The 25898-nt window shown below is 69.9% G+C and carries 25 protein-coding genes and 1 pseudogene; 14 read left to right on the forward strand and 12 right to left on the reverse strand.

Features of this window, described 5'->3' with window-relative positions:
- Positions 1–56: 56 nt before the first annotated feature.
- Positions 57–692, reverse strand: coding sequence for a pyridoxamine 5'-phosphate oxidase (pdxH, locus tag ACEN96_RS14450; protein ID WP_495583785.1), 636 nt, complete (start codon positions 690–692; stop codon positions 57–59).
- 150 nt (positions 693–842) lie between these two features.
- On the opposite strand from pdxH, the gene ACEN96_RS14455 reads away from it, so the two are divergent.
- Positions 843–1487, forward strand: coding sequence for a nucleotidyltransferase family protein (locus ACEN96_RS14455; RefSeq protein ID WP_495583786.1), 645 nt, complete (start codon positions 843–845; stop codon positions 1485–1487).
- A gap of 1 nt (position 1488) precedes the next feature.
- On the opposite strand, the gene ACEN96_RS14460 is transcribed toward ACEN96_RS14455, so the two are convergent.
- Positions 1489–2112, reverse strand: coding sequence for a gamma-glutamylcyclotransferase (locus tag ACEN96_RS14460; protein WP_495583787.1), 624 nt, complete (start codon positions 2110–2112; stop codon positions 1489–1491).
- A gap of 172 nt (positions 2113–2284) precedes the next feature.
- Between ACEN96_RS14460 and edd the strand changes: the two genes are divergently transcribed.
- Complete coding sequence (gene edd / locus ACEN96_RS14465; RefSeq protein WP_495583788.1) at positions 2285–4105, forward strand: phosphogluconate dehydratase; 1821 nt, start codon at positions 2285–2287, stop codon at positions 4103–4105.
- Positions 4106–4165: 60 nt separating this feature from the next.
- Positions 4166–4801, forward strand: a complete 636-nt coding sequence (gene eda, locus ACEN96_RS14470) for a bifunctional 4-hydroxy-2-oxoglutarate aldolase/2-dehydro-3-deoxy-phosphogluconate aldolase (RefSeq protein WP_495583789.1) — start codon at positions 4166–4168, stop codon at positions 4799–4801.
- Positions 4802–5084: 283 nt separating this feature from the next.
- Here the strand turns inward: eda and ACEN96_RS14475 are convergent, their stop codons facing one another.
- Positions 5085–5639: a PaaI family thioesterase gene (locus ACEN96_RS14475; RefSeq protein ID WP_495583790.1), complete on the reverse strand. Its 555-nt coding sequence runs from the start codon at positions 5637–5639 to the stop codon at positions 5085–5087.
- Positions 5640–5761: 122 nt separating this feature from the next.
- Between ACEN96_RS14475 and ACEN96_RS14480 the strand changes: the two genes are divergently transcribed.
- A complete protein-coding gene (locus ACEN96_RS14480) occupies positions 5762–6280 on the forward strand; it encodes a MarR family winged helix-turn-helix transcriptional regulator (RefSeq protein WP_495583791.1) in 519 nt (172 codons plus the stop codon).
- Positions 6281–6304: 24 nt separating this feature from the next.
- Here ACEN96_RS14480 and ACEN96_RS14485 read toward each other — a convergent pair whose 3' ends face one another.
- Entirely contained in the window at positions 6305–7069 is a 765-nt protein-coding gene (locus ACEN96_RS14485; RefSeq protein ID WP_495583792.1) for an exodeoxyribonuclease III, read from the reverse strand.
- 306 nt (positions 7070–7375) lie between these two features.
- Between ACEN96_RS14485 and ACEN96_RS14490 the strand changes: the two genes are divergently transcribed.
- On the forward strand, positions 7376–9241 hold the full coding sequence (locus ACEN96_RS14490; RefSeq protein ID WP_495583793.1) for a carbohydrate-binding module family 20 domain-containing protein: 1866 nt from the start codon (positions 7376–7378) through the stop codon (positions 9239–9241).
- A gap of 92 nt (positions 9242–9333) precedes the next feature.
- On the opposite strand, the gene ACEN96_RS14495 is transcribed toward ACEN96_RS14490, so the two are convergent.
- Entirely contained in the window at positions 9334–9828 is a 495-nt protein-coding gene (locus ACEN96_RS14495) for an Lrp/AsnC family transcriptional regulator (RefSeq protein ID WP_495583794.1), read from the reverse strand.
- A gap of 159 nt (positions 9829–9987) precedes the next feature.
- Between ACEN96_RS14495 and ACEN96_RS14500 the strand changes: the two genes are divergently transcribed.
- A complete protein-coding gene (locus tag ACEN96_RS14500; RefSeq protein WP_495583795.1) occupies positions 9988–11004 on the forward strand; it encodes a 1-aminocyclopropane-1-carboxylate deaminase in 1017 nt (338 codons plus the stop codon).
- Positions 11005–11013: 9 nt separating this feature from the next.
- On the opposite strand, the gene ACEN96_RS14505 is transcribed toward ACEN96_RS14500, so the two are convergent.
- The 3 genes from ACEN96_RS14505 to ACEN96_RS14515 form a co-directional block, all read right to left on the reverse strand.
- Positions 11014–12627, reverse strand: coding sequence for a hypothetical protein (locus tag ACEN96_RS14505; protein ID WP_495583796.1), 1614 nt, complete (start codon positions 12625–12627; stop codon positions 11014–11016).
- 113 nt (positions 12628–12740) lie between these two features.
- Positions 12741–13319: a DUF4337 domain-containing protein gene (locus ACEN96_RS14510; RefSeq protein ID WP_495583797.1), complete on the reverse strand. Its 579-nt coding sequence runs from the start codon at positions 13317–13319 to the stop codon at positions 12741–12743.
- 57 nt (positions 13320–13376) lie between these two features.
- Positions 13377–13883, reverse strand: a complete 507-nt coding sequence (locus tag ACEN96_RS14515) for a dihydrofolate reductase (protein ID WP_495583798.1) — start codon at positions 13881–13883, stop codon at positions 13377–13379.
- A gap of 120 nt (positions 13884–14003) precedes the next feature.
- On the opposite strand from ACEN96_RS14515, the gene ACEN96_RS14520 reads away from it, so the two are divergent.
- Entirely contained in the window at positions 14004–15134 is a 1131-nt protein-coding gene (locus ACEN96_RS14520) for an SGNH/GDSL hydrolase family protein (RefSeq protein WP_495583799.1), read from the forward strand.
- 21 nt (positions 15135–15155) lie between these two features.
- Here the strand turns inward: ACEN96_RS14520 and ACEN96_RS14525 are convergent, their stop codons facing one another.
- Positions 15156–15458 (reverse strand): antibiotic biosynthesis monooxygenase family protein, encoded by a 303-nt coding sequence (locus tag ACEN96_RS14525; protein WP_495583800.1) that lies wholly within the window; start codon positions 15456–15458, stop codon positions 15156–15158.
- 146 nt (positions 15459–15604) lie between these two features.
- On the opposite strand from ACEN96_RS14525, the pseudogene ACEN96_RS14530 reads away from it, so the two are divergent.
- Both ACEN96_RS14530 and ppk2 read left to right on the forward strand, forming a co-directional pair.
- Positions 15605–16351: pseudogene (locus ACEN96_RS14530) on the forward strand (inorganic phosphate transporter); the annotation flags it as partial.
- A gap of 105 nt (positions 16352–16456) precedes the next feature.
- Positions 16457–17380, forward strand: coding sequence for a polyphosphate kinase 2 (gene ppk2, locus ACEN96_RS14535; protein WP_495583801.1), 924 nt, complete (start codon positions 16457–16459; stop codon positions 17378–17380).
- A 43-nt stretch (positions 17381–17423) separates the two neighbouring features.
- On the opposite strand, the gene ACEN96_RS14540 is transcribed toward ppk2, so the two are convergent.
- Together ACEN96_RS14540 and ACEN96_RS14545 are read right to left on the reverse strand one after the other, a co-directional pair.
- Positions 17424–18224 (reverse strand): response regulator, encoded by an 801-nt coding sequence (locus tag ACEN96_RS14540; protein ID WP_495583802.1) that lies wholly within the window; start codon positions 18222–18224, stop codon positions 17424–17426.
- Positions 18225–18601: 377 nt separating this feature from the next.
- The gene (locus ACEN96_RS14545) at positions 18602–19402 is read right to left on the reverse strand and encodes a helix-turn-helix transcriptional regulator (protein ID WP_495583803.1); all 801 of its coding nucleotides are present in this window, start codon (positions 19400–19402) and stop codon (positions 18602–18604) included.
- 232 nt (positions 19403–19634) lie between these two features.
- Here ACEN96_RS14545 and ACEN96_RS14550 point away from each other — a divergent pair, with 232 nt between their 5' ends.
- A complete protein-coding gene (locus tag ACEN96_RS14550; RefSeq protein ID WP_495583804.1) occupies positions 19635–20849 on the forward strand; it encodes a hypothetical protein in 1215 nt (404 codons plus the stop codon).
- On the forward strand, positions 20846–21940 hold the full coding sequence (locus tag ACEN96_RS14555; protein ID WP_495583805.1) for a tetratricopeptide repeat protein: 1095 nt from the start codon (positions 20846–20848) through the stop codon (positions 21938–21940). Before ACEN96_RS14550 ends, ACEN96_RS14555 begins: the two co-directional genes overlap by 4 nt.
- Positions 21941–22039: 99 nt before the next feature.
- Here ACEN96_RS14555 and ACEN96_RS14560 read toward each other — a convergent pair whose 3' ends face one another.
- Positions 22040–22381 carry a PRC-barrel domain-containing protein gene (locus ACEN96_RS14560; protein WP_495583806.1) on the reverse strand — a complete coding sequence of 114 codons (342 nt, stop codon included), beginning with the start codon at positions 22379–22381 and terminating at the stop codon, positions 22040–22042.
- A 105-nt stretch (positions 22382–22486) separates the two neighbouring features.
- Here ACEN96_RS14560 and ACEN96_RS14565 point away from each other — a divergent pair, with 105 nt between their 5' ends.
- From ACEN96_RS14565 to ACEN96_RS14575, 3 genes are all read left to right on the forward strand, one after another.
- Complete coding sequence (locus ACEN96_RS14565; RefSeq protein ID WP_495583807.1) at positions 22487–23446, forward strand: YihY/virulence factor BrkB family protein; 960 nt, start codon at positions 22487–22489, stop codon at positions 23444–23446.
- Positions 23447–23638: 192 nt separating this feature from the next.
- Positions 23639–24700 carry a hypothetical protein gene (locus ACEN96_RS14570; RefSeq protein WP_495583808.1) on the forward strand — a complete coding sequence of 354 codons (1062 nt, stop codon included), beginning with the start codon at positions 23639–23641 and terminating at the stop codon, positions 24698–24700.
- A gap of 63 nt (positions 24701–24763) precedes the next feature.
- Positions 24764–25849 (forward strand): glycosyltransferase family 9 protein, encoded by a 1086-nt coding sequence (locus ACEN96_RS14575; protein ID WP_495583809.1) that lies wholly within the window; start codon positions 24764–24766, stop codon positions 25847–25849.
- Positions 25850–25898 lie beyond the last annotated feature (49 nt).

Consider the following 25898-nt stretch of genomic DNA (forward strand, 5'->3'; position numbering starts at 1 on the left):
AACTGCGCGTTGACGTGAGGCCAGAGCGTGGAGACGAGAGGCGAGGGCCCGCAGCCTCAAGGTGCGAGGCGCTCGCGGATCCATGCCGCGCCGTCTCGGCGATAGACCAGCCGGTCATGCAGCCTCGACTTGCGCCCCTGCCAGAACTCCCAGCGCTCAGGCACCAGCCGGAAGCCGCCCCAGTGCGGCGGCCGGCTCGGGTTCAGCCCATGCTGGGCCGCCGCCTTCGCCGCGTTGGCCACCAGCACCGCGCGCGACGCGATCACCTGGCTCTGCGGCGAGGCCCAGGCGCCCAGCCGCGAGTCCAGCGGCCGCGACGCGTAGTACGCATCCGACTGCGCCGCGTCGACCTTCTCGACCGCCCCTTCGATGCGCACCACGCGCTCCAGCTCCACCCAGTGGAACTGCAGCGCGGCGAACGGGTGCTCCTCGAGCTCGCGGCCCTTGCGGCTGTCGTAGTTCGTGTACCAGACGAGTCCGCGTTCCTCGATGTCCTTGACCAGCACGATGCGCGTCGACGGCCGGCCATCGCGGCCCACGGTGGCCAGCGTCATCGCATTGGGCTCGGGCACCTTGGCGTCCAGCGCCTGCTGGAACCAGTCCCGGAACTGGCGCAGCGGCTCGTTGGCGGCCAGTTGTTCATCGAGCTCGTCGCGCTCGTAGCTCTTGCGCAGATCGGAGAGTTTGTCCATTCACCCAGTATCGGGCGAATCCTTAAGTAAAGCTCCCACTCGTGAAACTCCGGGTGCGGCCGTCCCCGCGCGGCAGGCATGCTCTCCGCACGAAGCCGCGCCCACGAGAGGCGGCCAGGGGGATCGGGACCAAACCAGAAGGAAGTACGCATGAATCAACGACGACCCGCCGTCGTCGTGCTCGCGGCAGGGCGCGGACAGCGCTTCCGCGGCGAGGGCCACAAGCTGGAACAGGTCTTGAACGGGGACACCGTGCTGGCGCTCACGCTGCGCCAGACGCTGGCGTCCGGCCTGCAGATGCTGGTGGTGACCTCGACCGCGCTGGCGCCGCTGGTCCGACGTCACGTGGCCTCGCGCGACATGCTGGTGTTGCCCGACCAGGATCGCCTGGGCCGTCCGGCACCGCTGGGCATGGGGCATTCGATCGCCGCCGGTGTCGCCGCGACAGGGGACGCGCCGGGCTGGCTGATCCTGCCGGCCGACATGCCGATGGTGCGCGCCAGCACGCTCGCGGCCGTCGCCGGCGCGATCGCCAAGGACCCGATCGCCTACGCCCAGTACCGCGGCCGGCGCGGCCATCCGGTGGGCTTCAGCGCCGAGCTGTTCTCCGAACTCACCAGCCTGCAGGGCGACGAGGGCGCGAGGCGGCTGCTGGCGCGCTATCCCGCCCAGGCGGTCGAGGTCGACGACCCCGGCGTGCTCATCGACGTCGACACCGTCGAGGACCTGGAGCGGCTGGCGATCGATCCGTCCACGCCGCGCCCCAGCGACGTCGGCCTGCGGTCCCTGGGCTGACTCACAGGCCGTTCTGCCGGGCCAGCGCGAGCTGCCGCTCCAGCGCGCGGTCGTGGATGCCGTGCTCGCGCAGGCAGGCCACGGCGCGCTGCAGGTAATCGAGCGTCGTGCCGTAGCGGCCGCGCGCGTGACGCAGGATGTGCAGCAGGCGGTCGTCGGCGATGTCGCCGGCCCAGCCCGGACTGCGCCGCGACAAGGTGAACGCCAGCGCCTTGCGCGTGCCCCCGCCGCCGGCGCAATGGCACGCCAGCCAGCGCGGCACGTAGGTGCCGACCACCATCTCGCGCAGCCAGAGCCGGCGCAGCGTCGCTTCGCTGTCCTGGGGCTCGACCCGGTACAGCAGGCCGCGGCAGCTGCCGCCGGACAGCAGCGTCATGACCAGGCCGGGCTGCTCGGCGCTGCCGCGATTCACCAGCGAGCGCAGCCGCAGCGCGCGGTGATAGCCCTGGACCCTGGCCACCAGCGTCTGCGCCGGCACGAAACCCGGGTTCCACATCAGTGAACCGTAGGCGAACAGCATCAGCCCGTGCTCGCGGTCCCACTGGCGCTCGGCGATGTCCAGAAGCTGCTGGCTGTGGGCGGGGAGGTCTTCGAGGCGGGCCTGCGCGAGGGGATCGTCGATCATGGCCGACATGCTGCCATGGCGCGGGTACGTGGCATGCCGCCAGGGTTTCGGGGCGCGCGCGTTTCTGTAACCACCTTGTACCTGGGAAACCAGATCGGGAGGCGACGCCGGCCCTGCGGGCGTGTAATATGGTTACCAATCTAACCCTGGCCGAGTTACATCGGCAGACGGCATGAACAAGACGCTTCTGGACGTCACCGCGCGCATCAAGGCGCGCAGCGCCGCTTCGCGCGAGCGTTATCTGGACCTGATCGAGCGCATGGCGGGCCGCCAGCGCGGCGTGCAGCGCCTGGGCTGCGCGAACGTGGCCCACGCCGTGGCGGCGATGCCCGCCAACGACAAGTTGCGCATCGTGGCCGAGAAGGCGCCCCATCTGGGCATCGTCACCGCCTACAACGACATGCTGTCGGCGCACCAGCCCTACGAGGGCTATCCCGCGATCATCCGGGACGAGGTGCATCGCCAGGGCGCGACGGCGCAGGTCGCCGGCGGCGTGCCGGCGATGTGCGACGGCGTCACGCAAGGCACGCCGGGCATGGAGCTCAGCCTGTTCTCGCGCGACACGATCGCGATGGGCACGGCGGTGGCGCTGTCCCACGACGTGTTCGACGCGGCGCTGCTGCTGGGCATCTGCGACAAGATCGTCCCCGGCCTGCTGATCGGCGCGCTGCATTTCGGGCATCTGCCCTGCGTGTTCGTGCCGGCGGGGCCGATGAGCTCGGGCCTGTCGAACAACGACAAGGCCAAGGTCCGCGAGCTGTACGCGCAAGGCAAGGTGGGCCGCGACGAGCTGCTGCAGGCCGAATCGCAGGCCTATCACGGCGCGGGCACCTGCACCTTCTACGGCACGGCCAACAGCAACCAGATGCTGCTCGAGGCGATGGGCCTGCATGTGCCGGGCGCGGCCTTCGTGCATCCGCATGACGGGCTGCGCGAGGCGCTGACCCGCGAGGCCGTGCGCCAGGCGCTGAAGATCATCCCGCAGCGTGACTACACGCCGATCGGCCGCATGGTCGACGAGCGCAGCATCGTCAACGCGATGGCGGCGCTGCTCGCGACGGGCGGCTCGACCAACCATCTGATCCACTGGATCGCGGTGGCGCGTTCCGCCGGCATCCTGATCGACTGGAGCGATTTCTCCGAGCTGTCGGCGGTGGTGCCGCTGCTGGCGCGTGTCTATCCGAACGGCAGCGCCGACGTGAACCAGTTCCAGGCCGCGGGCGGCCCGGGCTTCGTGATCCGCGAGCTGATCGGCGCCGGCCTGATGCATGGCGACGTGCTGACCTCGGTGTCGGGCCAGGACCTGAACGCCTTCGCGCGCCTGCCGCATCGCGCGGAGGACGGCAGCGTGACCTGGACCGGCCTGCCCGCCAAGAGCAATGACGAGGCGGTCGTGCGCACGGCCGCGGCGCCGTTCTCGCCGACGGGCGGCCTGAAGCTGCTGGCGGGCAACCTGGGGCGCGCGGTGATCAAGGTCTCGGCGGTGCCGGAGGACCGGCACACGGTCGAGGCGCCGGCGCGCATCTTCGACAGCCAGGAGGCGATGCAGGCCGCGTTCAAGGCGGGCGAGCTGGAGCGGGACGTCGTCGTCGTGGTGCGCTTCCAGGGGCCGCAGGCCAATGGCATGCCGGAGCTGCACAAGCTGACGCCGCCGCTGGCGGTGCTGCAGGGCAAGGGCTTCAAGGTGGCGCTGGTGACGGACGGCCGCATGAGCGGCGCGTCGGGCAAGGTGCCGGCGGCGATCCACGTCAGCCCCGAGGCGCTGGCGGGCGGTCCGCTGGCGAAGCTGCGCGATGGTGATCTGGTGCGCGTGTGCGCGGGCAGCGGTGAGCTGACGGCGCTGGTGCCGGCGGCGGAGTGGGACCGGCGCGAGCTGGCCCAGATCACCGCGGATGCGGTCGCCGAGAACGGCGCGGGCCTGGGCCGGGAGCTGTTCGCCGGCATGAGGCGCAACGTGACCTCGGCGGAGGAGGGCGCGGTCACCTGGCTGTGAGCCGGGCTTGACCGCGGACCGCCGACGGGGCGAAATCGAAGAGGACTACGAGGAGATCGCATGAGTTCCATCCTGAACACCCTGAGCCTGGCCCAGCACGGTCCGGTGATTCCGGTGATCGTCATCGACCGCGTCGAGGATGCGGTGCCGCTGGCGCGCGCGCTGGTGGCGGGCGGCGTGAAAGTGCTGGAGGTGACGCTGCGCACGCCGGCGGCGCTGGCGGCGATCGCGGCGATCGCCAAGGAGGTGCCGCAGGCCTTGGTCGGCGCCGGCACGCTGCGCGCGCCGGGTGACGCGGCGGCGGCGAAGCAGGCCGGGGCCTGTTTCGCGGTCAGTCCTGGTTTCACGCATGAACTGGCTGGTGCCTGCGAGGCGCATTTCCTGCCGCTGCTGCCGGGCGTGTCGACGGCCAGCGAAGTGATGATGGCGGCGGACGCGGGCTACACCTTCCTGAAGTTGTTCCCGGCGACGGCGGTGGGCGGCGTGAATCTGCTGAAGTCGCTGGCGGGGCCGTTCCCGGACGTGGCGTTCTGCCCGACGGGCGGCATCACGGTGCAGACGGCGCCGGACTTCCTGGCGCTGCCGAACGTCAAGGTCTGCGGCGGTTCCTGGCTGACGCCGGCCGACGCGGTGAAGGCGGGCGACTGGGCCCGCATCACGCAGCTGGCCAAGGAGGCCAGCGCGCTGCGCGCTTGAGTTTTCTCGAACGCGGGCGCGTTACGGGCACGACTGCCGTACTTCGACGGCCCCTCTCCCCGCAAGCGGGCGAGGGGGAAGAAGAGCCGGGCGGCGCAGTAAACCCCCTCGCCCCCACAGGGGGAGAGGGTGGGGGAGGGGGCTCTTGCCCCAGCGCTGCTGCCCTTCGAAACGCCCCCTCTCCCCCACCCTCTCCCCCTGTGGGGGCGAGGGAGTTGGCAAGCAGCAGCGCTTGACACGGTTGCTCTCCCCGCAGGCGGGGAGAGGGTGAAAAAGAGTGGGGTCAGCGCGCGGCCGGATCGAATATCAAGCAAGTCGTACTGCCATGCGCATACAGCTTGCCGTCATGCCCGACCAGGTCGGCCTCCGCCGTGGCCATCTGGCGTCCGACGTGTCGCACGCGGCCGATGGCGCGCACGACCGGCACGCGCTCGTTGAGCGCCCGCACCAGGTTGATCTTGAGTTCCAGCGTCGTATAGCCGCGGCCTGGCTCGAGCGTCGTATGCACGGCGCAGCCCAGTGCCGAATCCAGCAGCGTCGCGTACCAGCCGCCATGCACCGTGCCCATCGGGTTGTAGTGCCGGAACTTCGGCGAGCCCTGGAAGATGACTTCGCCCTTGCTCACGCTCAGCAGCGTGAAATCCAGCGTCTGCGCGATCGGCGGCGGCGGGAGCTTGCCGTCCAGCATCGCCTGCATCTGCTGCAGGCCGTTCAGCCCGGCGATCTCCGCCATGGTGGCCACGCCATGCTCGGGCCGCAGATGGGCGCGGACCGCCTTCTCTTCAGCCAGCCACTGGGCCAGCGCTTCGTCGTGCGAGGGGGTCAAAGCTGCGCTCATCGTGCATTCCTGTCGGGTGAAGGGGAGGTCATCCGGAAACTTGTGGCTGCAATGGTTGCAGCTACAATCTTCCGCTGTCAAGCACCCCTGCGACAACCGCAGGCTTCCACTGGAAGGGCCTCATGAACGCCTCCGTCACCGCCACGAAGACGTCCGCCGCGGCGAGCGCCGCCCAGGCCGAGCCGATCTCGCCGAAGGGCTGTACCAATTTCAAGCTTCGTCAGGTGACACGGCTGGTCTCCAACCACTGCGAGGCCCATTTCGCCGAGACCGGCCTGAAGACCACGCAGTACGCGCTGCTGTCGCACATCGTGGTGCTCGGCCCGATCCAGCCGAGCGAGCTCGCGCGCCGCATGGACCTCGACCTCTCGACGCTGTCCCGGAACATCCAGCCCTTGCTCGCGATGGGGCTGGTGGAGACCCTGCCCGGGCCGGACGCGCGCAGCCGTCAGCTGCAGGCCACCGAGGAGGGCCACGCCCGCCGCAGGCAGATGAAGGCGACCTGGAAGCGCGCGCAGCTCTCGCTCAACGAGCGCCTGGGCGATGAGCGCGTGCGGCGCCTGCATGCGCTGCTCGATGAATGCGCCGCGTTGATGCGTGGCGACATGGATCCGGACGAACTCGACGGCGACGCGGCCTGAGCGCCGCCCGCGGCGGCGCTCAGGTCAGTCGAGCGTGACGATGACCGGGGCGTGATCGCTGGGCTTGGGCAGCTTGCGCATCTGGCGATCGATGGTGCAGGCGGTGACGCGGGGCTTCAGCGCCTCGCTCACGAGGATGTGATCGATGCGCAGGCCCTTGTTCTTCTGGAAGCCGAGCATGCGGTAATCCCACCAGCTGTAGCTCTTGGGCGGCTGCTCGAACATCCGGTAGGCATCGGTGAGTCCGAGGTCGATCAAGGCCTGGAAGTGCGCGCGCTCCTGCGGCGAGGTGTGCGTCTGGCCGACGAAGGCGGCCGGGTCATAGCAGTCGCGGTCCTCGGGGGCGATGTTGAAGTCGCCCATCAGCACCAGCTGCTTGTGCTGCTGCATCTCGCTGGCGAGCCAGGCGCGCAGGCCGTCCAGCCAGGCCATCTTGTAGACGAACTTGTCGCTGTCCAGCGCCTGGCCATTGGGAAAGTAGGCGCCGATCACGCGCACGCCGCCGACCGTGCCGGCGATCAGCCGCGCCTGGTCGTCGGCATAGCCGGTGATGTTCTTGACGACGTCCTGGGCGGGCTCGCGCGACAGCAGCGCCACGCCGTTGTAGGTCTTCTGCCCGAACCACTGGACCTGGTAGCCGGCCTCGCCGATTTCCAGGGTCGGGAACTTGTCGTCGGTGAGCTTGGTCTCCTGCAGCACGATCGCGTCGACCGGATTGGCGGCCAGCCAGTCGAGCAGCTGCGGCAGGCGCACGGCCAGGGAGTTGACGTTCCAGGTGGCGAATTTCATGGGGCTCGTGAGGTTCTGAACTGACGGGCATCGTACATAGCCATTCTTGTACCGGCGCCTCATCGCGTTGATGTTGAACCGAGTTCATGGGGATCGGTAGCGAAACTACATTAGAAAACGACCAGACCTCTCCATATTTAAGGGCAAACGGCGTGACTTGGTAGTTTTCCTACGGAATTTTTGCGTGGGCGTGTTTAGAGTCGCCGCACTTTCCGACTGCGGAAAGTGCGGCCATGGCATGCAGTCGAGTGGCCGAAGCCAGCTGCCCGCGACAAGGGCGGCGGTCCTCAACACCGGAGACACGACATGCCCCAGCTGCCCTTTTCGAGCCGCAGGCTCGCCCGCGCCTTGACCGTCGCCGTCAGCGCCGCCCTTGCCGTCTTCGCCAGCCCCGCGCGGGCGCTCAACCCGAACTCGACGTCGGTGCAGATGTTCGAATGGGCCTGGCCCGACATCGCCACCGAATGCACGCAATGGCTGGGTCCCAAGGGGTTTGGCGGCGTGCAGATCTCACCGCCTGGCGCGTCCAAGAACGCGAGCGGCTGGTGGGGCGTGTACCAGCCTGTGAACTACGCCAACCTGACGAGCCGCATGGGCACGCCCGCGCAGCTGCAGGCCATGATCAACGCCTGCCACGCGGCCGGCGTGCGCGTCTATGCCGACATCGTCGTCAATCAGATGGCCGACGGCAGCGGCACGGCCACGGACGGCTCGACCTGGAACGCCGCGACGCTGAGCTACCCCTTCTTCAGCGCCAGCGACTTCCACGCCAACTGCGCCATCAACGATGCCGACTACAACTCGCCGGCCGGCCGCGGCAACGTGCAGAACTGCCGCCTCGGCGGCCTGCCCGACCTGGCGACGGAAAGCAGCTACGTGCAGGGCCAGATCGCCAACTATCTGAAGGCCTTGCTGGCGCTGGGCGTCGACGGCTTCCGCATCGACGCGGCCAAGCACATGCCGGCCAGCGCGTGGACGTCCATCATGAGCGCGGTGACGGCCGCCTATCCCAAGACGCTGCAGGGCGAGAACCTCTGGGTCACGCAGGAGATCATCAACGACGGCGAGGTGGACCGGCCCAGCTACTTCCCCATCGGCACGATCAACGAGTTCCAGTTCCCCTACGCGATGCGCGACGTGTTCCGGGGCCAGAACGGCAACACGCTGTCCAGCATCCCCGGGATCATGGGCACGTGGGGCAACTGGGGCGGCAGCTGGGGCTTCATCCAGCCGCAGAACGCCACGGTCTTCGTCACCAACTGGGACACCGAGCGCAATGGCAGTTCGCTGAACATCAACAACGCCGCCAACAACGACGCCGCGAACCAGCGCTACACGCTGGCCAACATCTTCATGCTGGCCCAAGGCTATGGCGAGGCGCAGCTGTACTCCGGCTTCAAGTTCAGCAGCACCGACGCCGACCGCCCCACGGCCAGCCCCTACAGCGGCGGCGTGCCGCAGATCAACGTGGTGTGGGACTTCGCTCACCGCTGGACGCCGCTGGCCAACATGGTGGGCTTGCGCAATGCCAGCATCGGACAGGCGCAGCAGAACTGGATCGTCGGGGACAACGGCAACCAGGTCGCCTTCAGCCGCGGCAGCGTCAGCTTCGTCGCGCTGAACAACAGCGGCAGCGCCTGGACCCGGAGCTTCGCCACCGGCCTGCCTGCCGGCACCTACTGCAATGTGATCAACGGCACCAGGAACACCGCCGGCACCGGCTGCACGGCCGACTCGGTGACGGTGGACGCCGGCGGCAACGCCAGTTTCACGGTGCCGGCCAACACCAGCGGCAGCACGCCCGCGGTGGCGATCTACACGGGCCAGCAGATCAGCGGCGGCGGCACCGGCAACTGCGCCGTGACCTTCACCATCGCCAATGCCAACACGGTGCCGGGCCAGAACCTGCGCGTGGTGGGCAACGTGAGCGGCCTCGGCGCCTGGGCGCCGGGCTCGGGCTTCGCGTTGACCATCCAGGGATCAGGCGCCAACGTGCCGTGGACCGGCACCGTCAACCTGCCCGCCGGCGCGGCCGTCCAGTACAAATACGTGAAGTGGAACGGCTCGGCCGCCGTGTGGGAAAGCAACCAGGCCACCGGTAGCGGCAACCGCGAGTTCACGAGCTGCGCGAGCGGCTCACAGGCCCGGTCCGACGGCAACTTCAAGTTCTGAACGAGGCGCCCAGCCGCACCGCGGCGAGATCCGACAGCTGTGCAGGCCCAGCTGGTCTCCCAGCACGATGACCAGGGAGCGCACGGTGCTCTTCATGGCACGGGGATGGCCGTCGTGGAGAGCACTTCCTTGAGGACCATGAAGGTGCGGATCTGGCGCACGCCCGGCAGATAGAGCAGGTGCTCGGCGTGCAGCCTGTTGTAGTGCTCGTTGTCTCTCGCGCGCACCAGCATGAAGTAATCGAATTCGCCGGTGACGACGTGGCATTCGAGGCAGCCCGGCACCTTCTGCACGGCCTTCTCGAACAGGGCGAACGACTCGGGGGTCGATCGGTCCAGCACCACGCCGATGAGCACCAGCGTGCCAGCCTGCAGCGCCTTGGGCTCCAGCAGCGCGACGACGGCCTTGATCAGCCTCAACTGCTTGAGTCGGTCCACTCGTCGCAGGCACGCGGGCGGGCTCAGGTTCACCTGGCCGGCAAGCGCGACGTTGGACATGGAGGCGGCGCGCTGAAGGAGCCGAAGGATGGCCTTGTCCGTGCGGTCAAGCGCGTAGGGCGCGGACGCGTTGCCATTCTTGGCTTGCAATAAAGTTTCTTTCAATCTGCTCTCCACGGAATTTTGGCGAAGTGAGGCGCGAATGGAGCGCCAAAGTGTTGGTCCGGGGGGCGATGTTTGCAAGAACAAAAACCTCTCGAATTCCTATCATCCAGCGACTGTGTTCTTCACCACGACAGGAGCCGCGAGATGAAGCTTTCCAAGTTCCCGCGTTACCCGCTGACCTTTGGACCCACGCCCATTCATCCGCTCAAGCGGCTGTCCAGGCACCTGGGGGGGCGGGTCGAGCTCTACGCCAAGCGAGAGGACTGCAACAGCGGGCTGGCCTTCGGAGGCAACAAGACACGCAAGCTCGAGTACCTCATCCCCGAGGCGCTGGAGGGTGGCTACGACACGCTGGTGTCCATTGGCGGCATCCAATCCAATCAGACGCGGCAGGTGGCGGCGGTTGCCGCGCACCTCGGGATGAAGTGCGTCCTCGTGCAGGAGAACTGGGTGAACTACTCGGACGCCGTCTACGACCGGGTGGGCAACATCGAGATGTCCCGGATCATGGGCGCCGACGTCCGGCTTGATGCCGCGGGGTTCGACATCGGCATTCGTCCGAGCTGGGAGCAGGCGCTGGAAGAGGTCCGGCGTGGCGGCGGCAAACCCTTCCCGATCCCGGCGGGATGCTCCGAGCACCCGCTCGGAGGTCTGGGCTTCGTGGGCTTTGCGGAAGAGGTGCGGCAGCAGGAAGCCGAGCTCGGCCTGCGATTCGACTACATCGTCGTCTGCTCGGTGACGGGCAGCACGCAAGCAGGCATGGTGGTCGGCTTTGCCGCGGATGGTCGCGCCGACCGCGTCATCGGCATCGATGCGTCGGCCAAGCCCGAGCGGACGCGCGCCCAGATCCTGCGCATCGCAAGGCAGACGGCGGAGCTTGTGGACCTGGGGCGGGCCATCGAGGAGGCCGACGTGGTGCTCGACGATCGCTTCGGCGGGCCCGAGTACGGATTGCCCAGCAGCGGCACGCTCGAAGCCATCAGGCTGTGCGCGCGCCAGGAGGGCATGCTCACCGATCCCGTCTACGAAGGAAAGTCCATGCACGGCATGATCGAGATGGTGCGGCGGCAAGAGTTCCCGGCGGGCTCCAAGGTCCTGTACGCGCACCTGGGCGGCGTTCCGGCGCTCAACGCCTACAGCTTCCTGTTCCGCCAGGGCTGAGGGCGGCCCCTACCGCAGCCGCTCCACGATGCTTCGTTGCTCCGGCCACTCCTGGTGGGCGGTGGGGCGCTGGTTCTCGAGCTCGGTGAAGGTCCGGAGCTGGTGCTCGTCGGTCTTGCGCATCGCGCGCGCGATCGAATCCCGCGTCGTGTCGATCAGCGTCGTCACCGTCCTGCTGTCCTGCACGGTCGTCGCGTCGTAGTTGCCACCCGCGCGGTCCAGCAGATAGGTCCGCGACTTCTGATAGCTGGCGGTCAGCTCCTCGGTCTGGGACTGCGTGATGGACTGGCCGCCCGTCGCCTCGTTGGCGCGGCTCGACGTCGTCTGGCCGATGCGGTACTCGGCATGGCCAGCCTCCTTGACGCCGCCGAAGCGGTTCGTGCGCTGCGAATCCGCGCTGAAGCTGGCCTTGAAATCCGCCAGGCCGCTTTGCATCGATTGCACCTGCGAGCGCAGCGGGTCGCTCAGTGCCGGCACGGCAGCATCCTTGTCCGCCGGCTCCAGGTTCCCGGCCTTGATGGCGATGTCCCGGCCCTTGACGGCAGCCGACGGACCGCCGGCCGCGTCCGCCACATCCGACGCCGGCGCCTGCAACTGCCTGAAGGCCTCCTTGAAGTTCCTCGTCATGCCGGCATCGGCATGCCCGCGCTCGGCCGCGGCGTCGATCTGCTTGAGCAGCCGATCGATGGCGCTCCAGCGCTGCTGGCCATTGGCCGTGCCGCCCGTTGTGGCGTCGACTTCGAGGTTCATCTCGCCGCTGGTCGTCTGCAGCGACAGCGACTTCTTGTCGGCGCCCAGGTGCATCGCGAATGACTTCATCCGGCCCGGGACATCGGCCGGCGCGTTGGGATCGTCCACCTTCAGATCGAGTTCGGCGAGCGCGCCGTTCTGGCCGAAGGCCGCCAGCTTGGACAGGTCCAGCGAGGGCGCGCCTTCGCCGAGGCCTTCCAGCACCTGGTCGAGCCCGCCGGCCAGTTCGGTCAACGCGTCGCGCTCGCCGTCGCTGAGCGGCCCCGAGCTTTTCACGTCGACCTGCAGGCCGCGCGTGCCACCCTTGCTGCCGTCGTTGACGCCGATCTTCAGCTCGACGGTCTGGCCGGAGCGGGTCTTGATCTTGAGTTCGACCGTGGCGGCGCTCGTCGAGACGCCGCTCACGGCCTCGTTCTTCAGCGCGGCGGCCGCCGTGGCGGGATCGCTGCCGGAGGCGACGCCGACCGCGTCGCCCTCCACCGGCGGTACATGGTCCGCGAGGGTCTGCTGATAGCTGCCGCCCGTCCCGGCGAGTTGCTTGAGGAGCGCGCCACCCAGGCCGCGCCAGCGGTCGGACAGCGTGTGGGCCTCGCGGCCGCTGTTGCGCGCCATCAAGGCGCTGATGTCATCGTCGCGGGTGGCGGACCAGAAGCGCTGGGCACCGAGGGCGGGGCCCTTGGGCATCGCATAGACCAGATCGCCGGCGCTGCCGGCGCTGCCGGCGTTGAGCGTCAGCTGCGTGCGGCGCGAGGCCGCGGCGGCGGCCTCATCGCGGGCCTGCGACGTCCCGGCCGCGGGGCGGTAGGCGGTCGACGCGCGGCTCGCGCCGATGCGGTCCAGCAGGCTGGCGCCCGCCGCTGAAATGGATGTCATGCGAAGCGCCTCCCTGGCGGCCGTCCCGCGCCGCTCTGGATGGCGGCGGAGGTCCCTTCGCTATCGACCGGCCACGCCCCAACTTGAGGCCGGGCGTCCGCGGATCGCCCGTCTCAGACGTGCAGCCAGGCCGCGATGCCCAGGCCGATGCCGATCACGCCGGCGCCCAGCGTGCCGTACTCCAGCCAGCGGCGCTTGGTCAGCAGCGCGATCGCGGCCATCGCGATGCCCACCTGCAGCACGGTCGTCGCCTGGGCCCAGCGGTGATGCAGATGCAGCTGCTCGTCGCTCTTGTGGTCCCACTCGGCGGACTCGGCCTCGAGCTTCTCGGCCTGCGCCTTGATCTCGTTCTTCTCGGTCTCGTAGCGGGCGATCTTCTCGCGGTACTTGGCCTTCTGCTCCTCGCTCGCCGTCAGGTCGAGCGCGAACTCGGCCAGGTTCTGCTTGCTGCTCTTGGCCTGGAAGTAGTTCCAGCGGTTGGCGGCCTCGGTCTTGGTGATCGCGGCGTTGTTCTTGTAGAGGCCGGCGTTGGACTGCGTGGCGCCGCCCATGTACGAGAAGATCGCGCCCAGCGTCGCCAGGATGGCCGTGATCACCGCCAACTGGCCGGCCAGGCCGTTGGGCTCATGCTGGGCGGCGTGCTCGAGTTCGTGATCGTGCGGGCCGTGGACGTGGAAATGATTGCCGGACATGGGACAGCGGGTTCGGTTGAATGCAAGAGCGGTGGAAGGGGCGGGCGCCGGCCGCGATCAGCGGCGGCGCTCGTAGCGGACGAAGTCGTAGGGCCAGTCGTGGCCGCGCTCGGCGGGGCTGTGGTGGCGCTCGCGCGAGACCTCCGCGAACAGCCGCGGATCGACGGCCGGGAAGAAGGCGTCGGCCTCGAAGCGGGCGTCGATCTCGGTGAGCTCGAGCGCGTCGGCGCGCGGCAGCGCGAGCGCGTAGACCTGCGCGCCGCCCATGACGAACACGGCTTCCTCCGGGCCGCAGGCGGCCAGCGCGGCGTCGAGCGCCGGGAAGACCTCCGCGCCGTCCAGCCGCAGGCCGGACTGGCGCGACAGCACCAGGTTGCGCCGCTGCACCAGCGGCCGGAAACGGGCGGGGATCGAGTCCCAGGTCTTGCGGCCCATGATCACCGTGTGGCCGAGCGTCAGCGCCTTGAAGCGCGCCATGTCCTCGGGCAGTCGGACCAGCAGTTCGTTGTCGCGGCCGATGCCGCGCGCGCGGTCAAGGGCGGCGATGAGGGTGAGGTGGGGCATGGGGCAGCGGGAAGACAGGCGCGGAAGTTTAAGGGTGTCGACCTCGTCGGCGAAGGGAGTTTCGTTTGGCGGCCGAACTAATATGCGCGGATCCCGCTTCCGAACTGAACCGAACGACCGATGCGCACCCGACGTCCTCTCACGATTCCGATCCTGCCGGCGGTCTGCCTCGGCATGACGCTGGCCGGCGCTTCGGCCGCCATGGCCCAGGCCGTGGTGCGGCTGGAGGCCGAGCCGCCCGGCCTGCAACCGCTGACGGCCCAGGTGTCGGGGCGCGTCTTGGCGGGTCCTGACGGCAGCCTGCGCCGGCAGTGGCCGGGCACCTATGCCGAGGCCGCCTTCATCGGCAGCGAGGCCTACTTCCGCGTCGGACCGGGTGAGGTGAGCCTGCGCGTGCGGCTCGACGCGCAGGCGCCGGTCGCCCTGGTCAGGCCTTCGCCCGGTCTGTATCGCGTGACCGCCTCCGCGCAGGCGGCGCCCCATCGGCTGCGGATCGACGTGGCCAGCGAGAGCCAGGCTGGCGCCACCAGCTTCGGCGGCTTCTTCCTGGCCGCGGACGGGCGCCGGGCGCCGCTGCCCGCGCGCATGCATCAGATCGAGTTCATCGGCGACTCCCACACGGTGGGCTATGGCAACACCGCCCCATCGCGGGCGTGCAGCGAGGACCAGGTCTGGGCCTTCACCGACACCACCCTGGGGGTGGCCCCCCGGGTGGCCGCCCGTTATGACGCCGACTATCAGGTGAACGCCATCTCGGGACGCGGCGTCGTGCGCAACTTCGACGGCTTCGCGGCCGACGTGCTGCCCGCGGCCTATCCCTTCGCGCTGTTCGACAAGACCACGGCCGCCGCCGACCCGGCGTGGCGGCCGCAGGCGGTGATGGTGAACCTCGGCACCAACGACTTCGCGACACCGCTGCATGGCGGCGAGCGATGGACCACGAGGGCACAGCTGCAGGCGGACTACGTGGCCGGCTATGTCGACTTCATCCAGACGCTGCGCAAACGCCATCCGCAGGCCTATCTGCTGCTCTGGGCCGCGGCCGGCGAGGACTCGGAGCTGGTCGTCCAGGTGCGCAAGGTCCTGCGGCAGGTCCGGCAGTCGGGCGACGCGCGGATCGGGCTGGTGACGGTGCCGGGCCTGTCGATGTCCGGCTGCAACTTCCATCCCAGCGTGGCGGACGACGAGCGCATCGCGCGGGCACTCGCGCGTCACCTCGAAGCGCGCGTGCCGGAACTGGGCGCGCCCTAGCGCGGGCGGCGCGGCGGCGCTTCAGCCCTCGGCACCCTCGACCGCCTCGTAATGCGACACCACCGGGAAGGGGTCGTAGAAGTGGTGCAGCTGCGTCTTCCACTCCTGGTAGTGGGCTGACTTGCGGAAGCCCACCTCGTGGTCCTCCAGCGAGCGCCAGCGCACCAGCAGCAGGTACTCGCCGGGCCGCTCCAGGCAGCGCTGCAGCTCGTGGCCGAGGTAGCCGGGCATGGCCGCGATGATCTTCTGCGCCTGCGCGAAGGCGGCCTCGAAGGCCGCCTCCTGGCCGGGGCGCACGGGCAAGGGGGCGACTTCGAGAATCATCGGCGGTCCTTCGAAACGGGGGGCGGGGCGGAGGTGAAGCGGGGCGGCGCATTTCAACACGAGCCCGCGCAGTCACGAAGCCGTCATCGCCCCCGCCGATGCTCGTCCGGTTGATTCACCGAACGATTCACCGACAGGGCCCCGCGATGGACACAGGACTGCCTTCTCCCGCCGCCGCGCATGCCGCGGCCGACACCCGGCCCAAGCTCGACGGCGGCGCCAGCCCGCTGGTCAAGCTGATCTTCGGCGCGCTGCTCGCGCTGGGACTGGCCTTCGGCGCGCACAGCCTCTACAGCGACGTGGCCGATGCCGGCACGATCTCGGCCCACTGGCTGCCGCTGCTCCTGCTGGGCGTCGCGCTGCTGATCGCGCTCGGCTTCGAGTTCGTCAACGGCTTCCACGACACGGCCAACGCCGTCGCCACCGTCATCTACACCCACTCGCTGCCGCCGCACTTCGCGGTCGTGTGGTCGGGACTCTTCAACTTCCTGGGCGTGGTCGTGTCCAGCGGCGCGGTGGCCTTCGGGATCATCTCGCTGCTGCCGGTCGAGCTGATCCTGCAGGTGGGCTCCGGCGCGGGCTTCGCGATGGTCTTCGCGCTGCTGATCGCGGCCATCGTCTGGAATCTGGGCACCTGGTGGCTGGGCCTGCCGGCCTCGTCCTCGCACACGCTGATCGGCTCGATCATCGGCGTGGGCGTGGCCAACGCGCTGATGCACGGCCGCGACGGCACCAGCGGCGTCGACTGGAGCCAGGCCGCCAAGGTGGGCTACTCGCTGCTGCTGTCGCCGCTGATCGGCTTCGGCCTGGCCGCGATCCTGCTGCTGGTGCTCAAGGCCGCCGTCAAGAACCGCGAGCTCTACGACGAGCCCAAGGGCAACAAGCCGCCGCCATCCGCAACCTGCTGATGGCCTGGGTGCTGACGCTGCCGGCGGCCATCCTGCTGTCGGGCTCGCTGTACTGGCTCTTCGTTCAACTCTTCTGATTCCCGCACCCCCATGACCGCTGCCAACGACCGCGACGATCTCGTCGAACGCATCCGCCGAGACCTCCAGGACGGCTACGACGAGGAACTCGAGCTCGAGATCGAGGACCGCCACGTCGACGAGGCGCTGCGCGCGCTCGACGAGGAGGACACCGACAGCGCGCACGACGAGCGGCACGCCTACTTCAAGCACCTGTTCCGGCTGCAGCGCGAGCTGGTCAAGCTGCAGGACTGGGTGCAGCACACGCGGCAGAAGGTGGTGATCCTCTTCGAGGGGCGCGACGCTGCGGGCAAGGGCGGCGCGATCAAGCGCATCACGCAGCGCCTGAATCCGCGCGTGTGCCGCGTGGTGGCGCTGCCCGCGCCCAACGACCGCGAGCGCACCCAGTGGTACTTCCAGCGCTACGTGCCGCACCTGCCGGCGGCGGGCGAGATCGTGCTGTTCGACCGCAGCTGGTACAACCGCGCCGGCGTCGAGCGGGTGATGGGCTTCTGCGAGGACGGCGACGTCGAGGAGTTCTTCCGCTCGGTGCCCGAGTTCGAGCGCATGCTGGTGCGCTCCGGCATCACGCTGATCAAGTACTGGTTCTCCATCAGCGACGAGGAGCAGCACCTGCGCTTCCTGGGCCGCATCCACGACCCGCTCAAGCAGTGGAAGCTCTCGCCGATGGACCTGGAGTCGCGCCGGCGCTGGGAGGACTACACGCGGGCCAAGGAGATCATGCTGGACCGCACCCACATCGCCGAGGCGCCGTGGTGGGTGGTCGCGGCCGACGACAAGAAGCGCGCGCGGCTGAACTGCATCCAGCACCTGCTGGACCAGTTCCCCTACCACGAGGTCGAGCGCACCGAGATCCGGCTGCCCGACCGCGAGCGCCACGACGACTACGTGCGGCATCCGGTGCCGCCGGAGATGTTCGTGCCGGAGCGGTACTGAAGGGGGACTGAACGGCGCCGCGCGGCGCGCGGCCCGGGCCGGCTCAGCGCGGCGGGCGCGCGTCGAGCGTCGTGAGACCCTCGCGCAGCGCGAAGCGGGTCAGCTCCGCGATGCTCTGGATGCGCAGCTTGGCGTAGACGTGCTCGCGGTGCGTCGCGACGGTCTTGGCGCTGACGTGGAGCTGGTCGGCGATCTGCTGCGCGCTGTAGCCCTCGGCGAAGAGCTGGACCATCTCGCGCTCGCGCGGCGTGAGCTGAGCGATGGCGAGCTCGCGCGGGTCCTGGCGCATGCCGGCGAGCGTGCCCTGCAGCAGCTCGCCGCTGATGAAGATCTGGTCCTGCATGACGCGGCGCACGCCGCGCACCAGCTCGTCGAAGGAGTTGTCCTTCAGCACGAAGCCCTGGGCGCCGGCGTCGATGGCGGCGACCACCTCGCGCGGCAGGGCCCGCGAGGACAGGCACACGGCCTTGCAGGCGATCGGCTCGGCGCGGATGCGCCGCAGCGCCTCCAGGCCGTTCATGACCGGCATGTCGGTGTCCACCAGCAGCAGGTCGGGACGGTGCTCGCGGGCCAGGCGCACCAGCTCCAGGCCGTCCCGGGCCTGCGCGACGACGTCGATGTCGGGCTCGCGCCGAAGCAGCGCGACCAGGCCGTCGCGCACCAGCAGGTGGTCGTCGGCCACGATCACGCGCAGCATCGTGGCCGGCGCCGCGCGGACCGGCGCGCGGCTGGCGGCCAGCGCCTCGGAGAGCAGATGCCGGGTCCGCAGCGCGGCGGACGAGGGCGGGTGCGCGTGCTCGAGCTGAAGCAGCGCCTGCGTCAACAGTTGGGTCAGTTCCTGCATGGGTCCTCCCTGCCGGCGTTCTGCCGTGTCAGCCGCTCTGCGAGGGCGGACGCGCAGGGTAGTGAGCGCGCATGACCAGCGTCAACCTGTGAGACCTTGCAGGAGCCGAAGGGGGCTGGGCATGTCGGGAAGGCGCGCGCGATTACGTTGTGCGCGGCGCAGTCGCCTTCTCGGCATCGGGGCGGCGCGGTCTCGGATTTCCGGAAGCGCGATCTCGGACATCCGCTGAGGCGCGGCGGATCCGCACGCTTGACCTTGACCCCGGCGGGAAGCCTCGGCCTCCCCCTGTTCAGGTGGTCGAAGCCGGGATGGTGGGCAAGGTGGCGGTGAAGTGAGGCCGCGAAGGCCATCGCGCAGGCCATCGCCCCGGCCGCCGCTCATGCGGTCGTCGTCAGCAGCCGGCGATCGCCCTGCCGGAGCGCTCGCGGCGAACAGCCGAACTCGCGCCGGAAGGCGCGGTTGAAGTTCGACAGGTCCGCCCAGCCGGTGTCGTAGGCGACGTCGGTGACCGGGCGGCCGGTGTCGCGCAGCAGGCGCAGCGCGTGCATCAGCCGCTGGCGCATCAGGTACTGGTGCGGCGTCACGCCGATCGACTGCCGGAACACGCGCAGCAGATGGAACGGGCTCAGGCCGGCGGCCAGCGCCACCTCATCCAGGGTCAGCGCCTCGGCGCTGCGCGCCTCGATGCAATGCGCCGCGGCGCGGGCCCGCTCGTCCTGGCGCGGCAGCGGGGAGGGCGCCTCGCCGCCATCCAGCGCCCGGCGCACTTGCGCCACGATGGCCAGCGCGGCCTCCTCGAGCGCGAAGCCTTCGCCGCCCCCGTCGTCCAGCCCGCGGAAGAGGCTGGCCACGCGCGGGAGCGGCGGCAGGCAGGCGCGTTCGAAGCGCCCGGCGTCCCTGGCGGCACCGGCGCCGCCGAGCGCCTCCAGCGTGTCCTCGAGCATCGAGGCCGGCAGCGACAGCACCGTGCAGTCGTCGCCGGTGCCATCGCAGTCCTCATGGGAGCAGGCGTAGCCGTCACCGGCGTTCCCGAGCATCAGCCAGCCCGGGCCAAGCAGCGCGCCACCCGCGCGCGTCCTGTAGGTGAATTGGCCGCGGTCGACCAGCGTGATGGAGAAGGCGCGATGTTCCTCGTCGACCGGCCGCGCGCCCTTGGGCGCGCGGCATTGGCAATGCATCAGGCGCAGGCCATCGTCCGACCGCAGCGGACGGTATCGGCGCTCGGATCCAGGCGGGGCGGGAGGGGGCGCGGACAGCGGTGTTGGCATCGGCAAGGGCATCGAAGCGGGCCTCCAGGTGGGCTCCAGGGGCGGCGTGTCCGGGATGCTAGGCCGCCGGCTTCCCTGGACTGTCAGCAGGACCGCAGTTTTTGCCAAGTTTTCCGAGGCCGCGATCCCTACTCTCGGCGGCATGAACCACACCGCCTTCCTCCCTCTGCGCCGGCTGATCTGGGCCGCGCTCCTCGCCGCCGCGCCGGCGCTGGCCGCCGATCACCTGGACACGCCCACGGTCACCGCCGATCCGGCCGCCGACATCGGCGACCTGTTCGCATGGACCTCCGCCGATGGCAAGCGCCTGAACCTGGTCATGGACATCGTCGGCAAGCGCTTTTCCGACCAGGTGCAATACGTCTTCCACGTCGACAGCGGCTCCCGCTTTGGCGACGCGACCGTGGGCACGCGGCTGCTCTGCCAGTTCGACGCGGCTGGAGCGATCCGATGCTGGGCCGGGCGCGAAGACACCGCCGAGGGCGACGCGAGCGCGCCATCGGGTCTCGCGAGCCGGGGCGGTCGCTTCCGCGTCTTCGCCGGGCAGCGGGACGATCCCTACTTCAACAACGTCCGAGGGACGCGGGCCGCGCTGAACGCCGCCGCCGACGCGATCCGCGCCGGCAAGGCGCCGCGGGAGGCGAGCGGCTACCGCTTCGACACGGACACGCTGCGGCGCATCGGCACCCTCTGGGGACAGACCGAGGGTGGACCCGCGCGGAACTTCCTCGCCGGATGGACCACCTCGGCGCTGGTGCTCTCGGTGGACCTCGGGCTGGTCGATGCCGGCGGGCCGATGCTGGCCGTGTGGGGGCGGACGGAACGGCGCCAGCCGGCGGATGCCGGACCGCCGCCGCCGGGCGCGCCCATCGATCGGATGGGCCGCGCACTGACCGGCAACGCATTGCTCGGGACCATCGGCACGGACGAGGCCGCCGATGCGATGAAGGAGGCCTACAACCGCGCCGATCCTGTCCACTGGCCGGACTTCGCGGCGGAGATCGGCCGCAACCTCGCGCTGTATGACAGCTTCGACGGGGTCGCCGGCAACCAGTGGCTGGCGGAGACGAAGGCCGCGGGCGCGGGGCGCTATCGGAGACTGGCGGAGCTGCTCGCTGACGACCGCCTGTGGGTGGACAGCCGGCAGACGCGCTGCGAGGACTATCTGGCCGTCGAGCGGCGCGCCTTCGGCGCCGCCAACCCGCCCGACTGCGGCGGCCGGACGCCGCTGCACAACGTCAACGCGGTGTTCCGGTCGCTGCTGATCCGGGGCACGCCCGACGTGGCCGACGACGGCGTCACGCGCGACGACCACCGGCATTCGATCGTCGAGTTTCCATTCCTGGCGGCGCCATGAAGGCCGCATCGATCCTTCTGGCCGCGCTGGCGGGTGGCGGCACGATGCCCGCTTCTCAGCCGACGGCGCTGCCTGGTCCATCGCGGACGGTCGAGTCCACGACGCAGGGCGCGATCGCGCTCGTCAATCTCGACCAGCAGATTCAGCAGATGGGCCGTGACCCGGCCGGGCTGGAATTGCGGCTGATGCGCCTGCAGTTCGTCGCTGACTACGAGGTGCTCGATGACGTCGCGGTGATGGCCGATGAGCCCGCCATGAGCGCCCCGGCATTGCTGCGGCGGGCGCGGGCACGGACGGCGCTCCATCGCTTCGCGGCCGCGGAGCAGGACCTGGCCGCAGCCGGTGCCTCTGCGCTGCGGCGAGCCGGCGTGTTGATCGCTACAGGGCGGGCGGCCGAGGCGCTGCCCGCGTTGCGAGAAGAAGCGGCGCGGCGGCGCGGCTTCTCGAGCCTCGCGGCGCTCGCGCGCGCCGAGGCCGCCGTGGGACGGCTCGAGGAGGCGGACCGGCATTACGCCGAGGCCTTGGCCATGCTGGACACCACGTCGCCCTTTCCGGGCGCATCGATCGCCTTCGCCCGAGGATTGATGTGGAACGAGCAGGGCGGCGACGCGGCGCGCGGCGCGGCTTTCTATGCCGAGGCGTTGCGCCTGCTGCCCGATTACGCGGCGGCGGCCATTCACCTGGCCGAGATCGAGCTGGCGCGGGGCGAGCACGCGCGGGCGCAAGCGAGGCTGCGCCGCGTGGCTGAACGTTCGGGTGAGCCCGAAGCGCTTGCGCTGCTCGGGGAGCTGCATCGGCGGCAAGGGCGCCTCGATCTGTCGAAGGACGAGATCCTGGCGGCAAGCCGCCGTTATGAGGCGCTGCTGCGGGATCACCCGGAAGCCTTCGCGGACCACGCCGCCGAGTTCTATCTGGGTGTCGGGCAGGACCCTTTGCGTGCCTGGACCTGGTCTCAAGCCAACCTGCGCGAGCGTCCGACACGCCGCGCCTTCCAACTGGCGATCCGCGCGGCCGAGGCCGTGGGGAAGGGCATCGAGGCGCGATGGCTGCGCGAGCGGATGGCAAGCCGCCATGGTCCGCGCTCGGCCTGATTCACGCGCGAGAGGCGCATGCGGAGCGGGAGGCGGCCGGTCATGGCCGTCTCCCGCCGCGCCGATGGCGCCGGTGGCGCGCATCGGGCGCTCAGATCGTCACATCCAGGCGACGCCGTAGTAGTCGTAGACCTTGCGGCCGTACTCGTCGGTGTACTCGGGCCGGTCGGTCTGCGCGTAGCGCGGCGCCTTCTCGAGCTGATCCTCGCGCAGCGGCACGACATAGCCGTCCAGGCTGGTGTCGTACTTCAGCATGTTCCACGGGATCGGGTAGCGGTCGGTGCCGATGCCCAGGAAGCCGCCGAACTCGAGCGCCGCGTAGCGGACCAGGCCCGAGCGCTTGTCGATCACGAGGTTGTCGATCGAGCCGAGCTTGTCGCCGTTGCCGTTGTAGACCTTCGTGCCTTCGACACGGTCCGATGCGATGGTGGTGCTGGCCATGAGGAGATCTCCTAGTCAGTTGGGACAAGGACAACGAGGCAAATCGCGTGCCGCCATCCCGGCCGCCGCGGGCGCGGCGCGGCGGGTATTTCCCTTGCCTCGACCATGGATACGCCCGTTTCCCGCCGCGCCACGCGGCGGCCTTCCCGCATGCTCAAGCTGCCGCCCGCCGTCCACGAAGCCGTCGAGATCGTCCGCGAGGCCGCGCAGGGCTGGAGCGACGACAACGCCCCCAGCATGGGCGCGGCGCTGGCCTACTACACGCTGTTCTCGATCGCGCCGCTGCTGCTGATCGTCATCAGCGTGGCCGGCATCGTCTTCGGCCAGCAGGCGGCGCGCGGCGAGGTCATGGACCAGCTCGCCGACCTGATCGGCCTGCAGGGCGCGATGGCCGTCGAGGACCTGCTCAAGCGCGTCAACCGGCCCGAGGAGGGCGGCTGGGCCGCGGTGATCGGCACCGTCGTGCTGCTGATCGGGGCGACCTCGGTGTTCGCGGAGCTGCAGAACGCGCTCAACCGGATCTGGAAGGCGCCCCTGGCGCGCTCCGGCCCGGTCTGGAGCAGCCTGCTGACGCTGCTGCGCAAGCGGCTGCTGTCGCTCGGCCTGATCCTCGGACTGGGCTTCCTGTCGATGATCTCGATGGTCGCGAGCGCCGCGCTCGCCGCGATCAGCAAATGGTGGACGCCGTGGCTGGGCTCCGAGTTCGTGCTGCTCGCGCAGATCCTCAACGCGACGCTGGCCTATGCGCTGATCACGGTGATGTTCGCCGTCATCTACAAGTGGGTGCCCGACGTTCCCGTGCGCTGGCGCGACGTGTGGGTCGGCGCGTTGATCACGTCGGCGCTGTTCAGCCTGGGCAAGACGCTGATCGGGCTCTACATCGGCCGCAGCGGCGTGAGTTCGGCCTACGGCGCCGCCGCTTCGCTGGTGGTCATGATGCTGTGGGTCTACTACTCGACCCAGGTGTTCCTGATGGGCGCCGAACTCAGCTGGGCCTTCGCCAAGCGCCACAGCCTGCGGGAGGAGGCCGCCGCCACCGCCGAACGAACGCTCAAGCCGGTTTGAATCCGCGCCAGGGCAGGGATGTTCGTGCGCCCGTCGAATCGCCGGGATGGCCGATGAACACGGTGATCTCCCGTGATGAAGGGATGCTTGAAGTCTTCATGGAGGAGGCATGGGGCTTGCCTGTTCACGTGTGATTCGGCGGCGTGGGCCGCCGGGTTTGTACAACCGGCCAAACGCTTGAAAGGAAGCGCCATGAACCAGTATGGGCAACGAGGACGACAAGATCAGCGTCACGACAGCCAGTGGGATCAGAACGACCGCGACCGACCGAACTATGGCGCCCAGAGCGGCGGCTACCGGTCGCAGGACCGCTCCCGCGAGGACTACCAGCCGGCCTATCAAGGCTCGAGCTTCCAGGCGGATCGCGATGAGCAGCGCGGCGGCTATGGCGGCGGCCAGGGCGGCGGACGCGACTACCGCGACGAGTACCGTCAGGACTACCGCGGCCACGGCGACATGCAGAGCCAGGGCGGCTATCGCGGCGGCTACGAGAACGAAGGCTGGGGCGGCGGCCGCGAGCGCTCGATGAGCGGCAACTACGGCGGCGGCAGCTACGGCGGATCGGGCGGCTATGGCGGCTACAGCGGCTCGGGCAACTACGGCACCAGCAGCTATGGTGCGTCGAGCGGCTATGGCCAGGGCAGCCCGGGCAGCCAGGGCGGCGGCTATCGCGACCAGGGGCCGCGTCATGAAGGCTGGCGCGAGGACAGCGGCCGCCGTGACTACGGCGGCATGTCCGGCGGCGGCTCCGGCAGCTATGGCAGCACGCTGGGCGAGCACTATGGCGGCCAGGGCTATCAAGGCGGCGGCCAGGGCGGGTATCAGGGCGGCTCGCAAGGGCAGCTCCCGCATGACCCCGACTACCAGCAGTGGCGCGCGGAGCAGGTGCGCAACCTCGACAACGACTATCACAGCTGGCGCCAGGACCGGTACCAGAAGTTCTCCGAGGACTTCAACAAGTGGCGTTCGGAGCGCTCGGGCCGGCAAGGGGCGACGGGGTCCACGGGATCGTCGGGATCGTCGAGCCAGTTCAGCTCGGCCGGATCTTCGTCAGGTCAGCAGGCGGGCCAGCAGGACACGTCGGACTCGACGCGTTACGGGCAGGGCGGCAATTCGCTCGGCAGCGGCACGGGCACGCATGAGGGCAGCCTCTCGACCTCGACCGGGTCGTCGAGCCTGTCCAGCGCGTCCACCGGCACCTCGCCGGGTTCGACCGGCGCTTCGTCCGGCAGTTCCGCCGGCAAGACGAAGTGATCTAGCGGAACGCGAGCGTGCGATCACGCGCGAAGGCGCGCCGTTGCTCGCTCCGCGTCCGGCATGCCGCTTGCCCGGACCAGCGGCATGATCGCGACCTCGCTCGAACTGCGCGCCCGCCCGCCGGACCCTCCGGGATCCGGCGAGGCGGGCGTTTCCGTGCTCGAGGCGCCAGCGCCGGTCGACGCGGCCACGCAGGCGGGCGAACGCCATCGCCGCTGGTGCAACGTGCGGCGCGTGCTGCTGGTGCGGCTGGACGGTCTCGCGGGCGTGCTCGCCTCGACGGCCGCGTTCGCGGCCCTGCACGAGACCATGCCGTGGACGCAGCTCACGCTGCTCGCCGCGCCGCAGGCGCTGGCCCTGCGCCCCCACCTCCAGGCCGTCGACGACGTCATGACCTTCAACGCGCCCTGGACCGCCGCCGGCGCCGCCGCGCTCAACGCGGAGCCGCCCACCATGCGCGGCGACGCCGAGATGCATCTCGTGCGCCGTCTGCGGCGCAGCCACTTCGATGCGGCGGTGCTGTTCTCCCCGTCGACGCAGGACGCCCTGCCGCCCGCCTTGCTGTGCCGCATGGCCGGCATCCCCCTGGTGCTGGCCCACGTGCGCGAGCCGGCGCATGGACTGCTCAGCGACGGACTCCTCGATGACGGCGCTGTCCACGACGACACGCGCCGCCAGCTCGACCTGGTCGCCCACATCGGCATGCGCACGGCGGACGAACGTCCGCGCCTGCGCCTGCTGCCCAAGGACAGCCACCACATGCGCAACGCCTTGCAGCAAGCCGGTCTGCGCTTCGGTCAGCGTTACGTGCTCGTCTGCCCGGGCGGCGGCGGCGCGCGCGCCTGTCCGGCGGCGGCCTTCGCGGCGGCCGCCGAGACGCTGGTCGATGCCTGGGCCGACGACACCGCCATCGTGCTGTGCGCATTCCCCGGCGAGGAGGCCGCGCTGCTGGAGCTTCGGGCGGCGATGCCCGCGCGGGGCCAGGCCTTGCCACCGGTCGGCTCGATCGGCGAGCTGGCGGCGCTCGCGGCGGACGCCCGCGTGCTGGTGGCGACCGACGACCTGCCGCTCACCATCGCCGCCGCCGCGCGCGTGCCGGCGGTGCTGCCCGGCGAGGCGCTGCGGCGTGAGAGGAACTTCTCCTGACGGGACGCCGACGAAGCGCAGTCCCCGAGCCGGGGTCGATGTCGTTCGA

This window comes from Roseateles sp. Mitsp63, assembly GCF_059491535.1.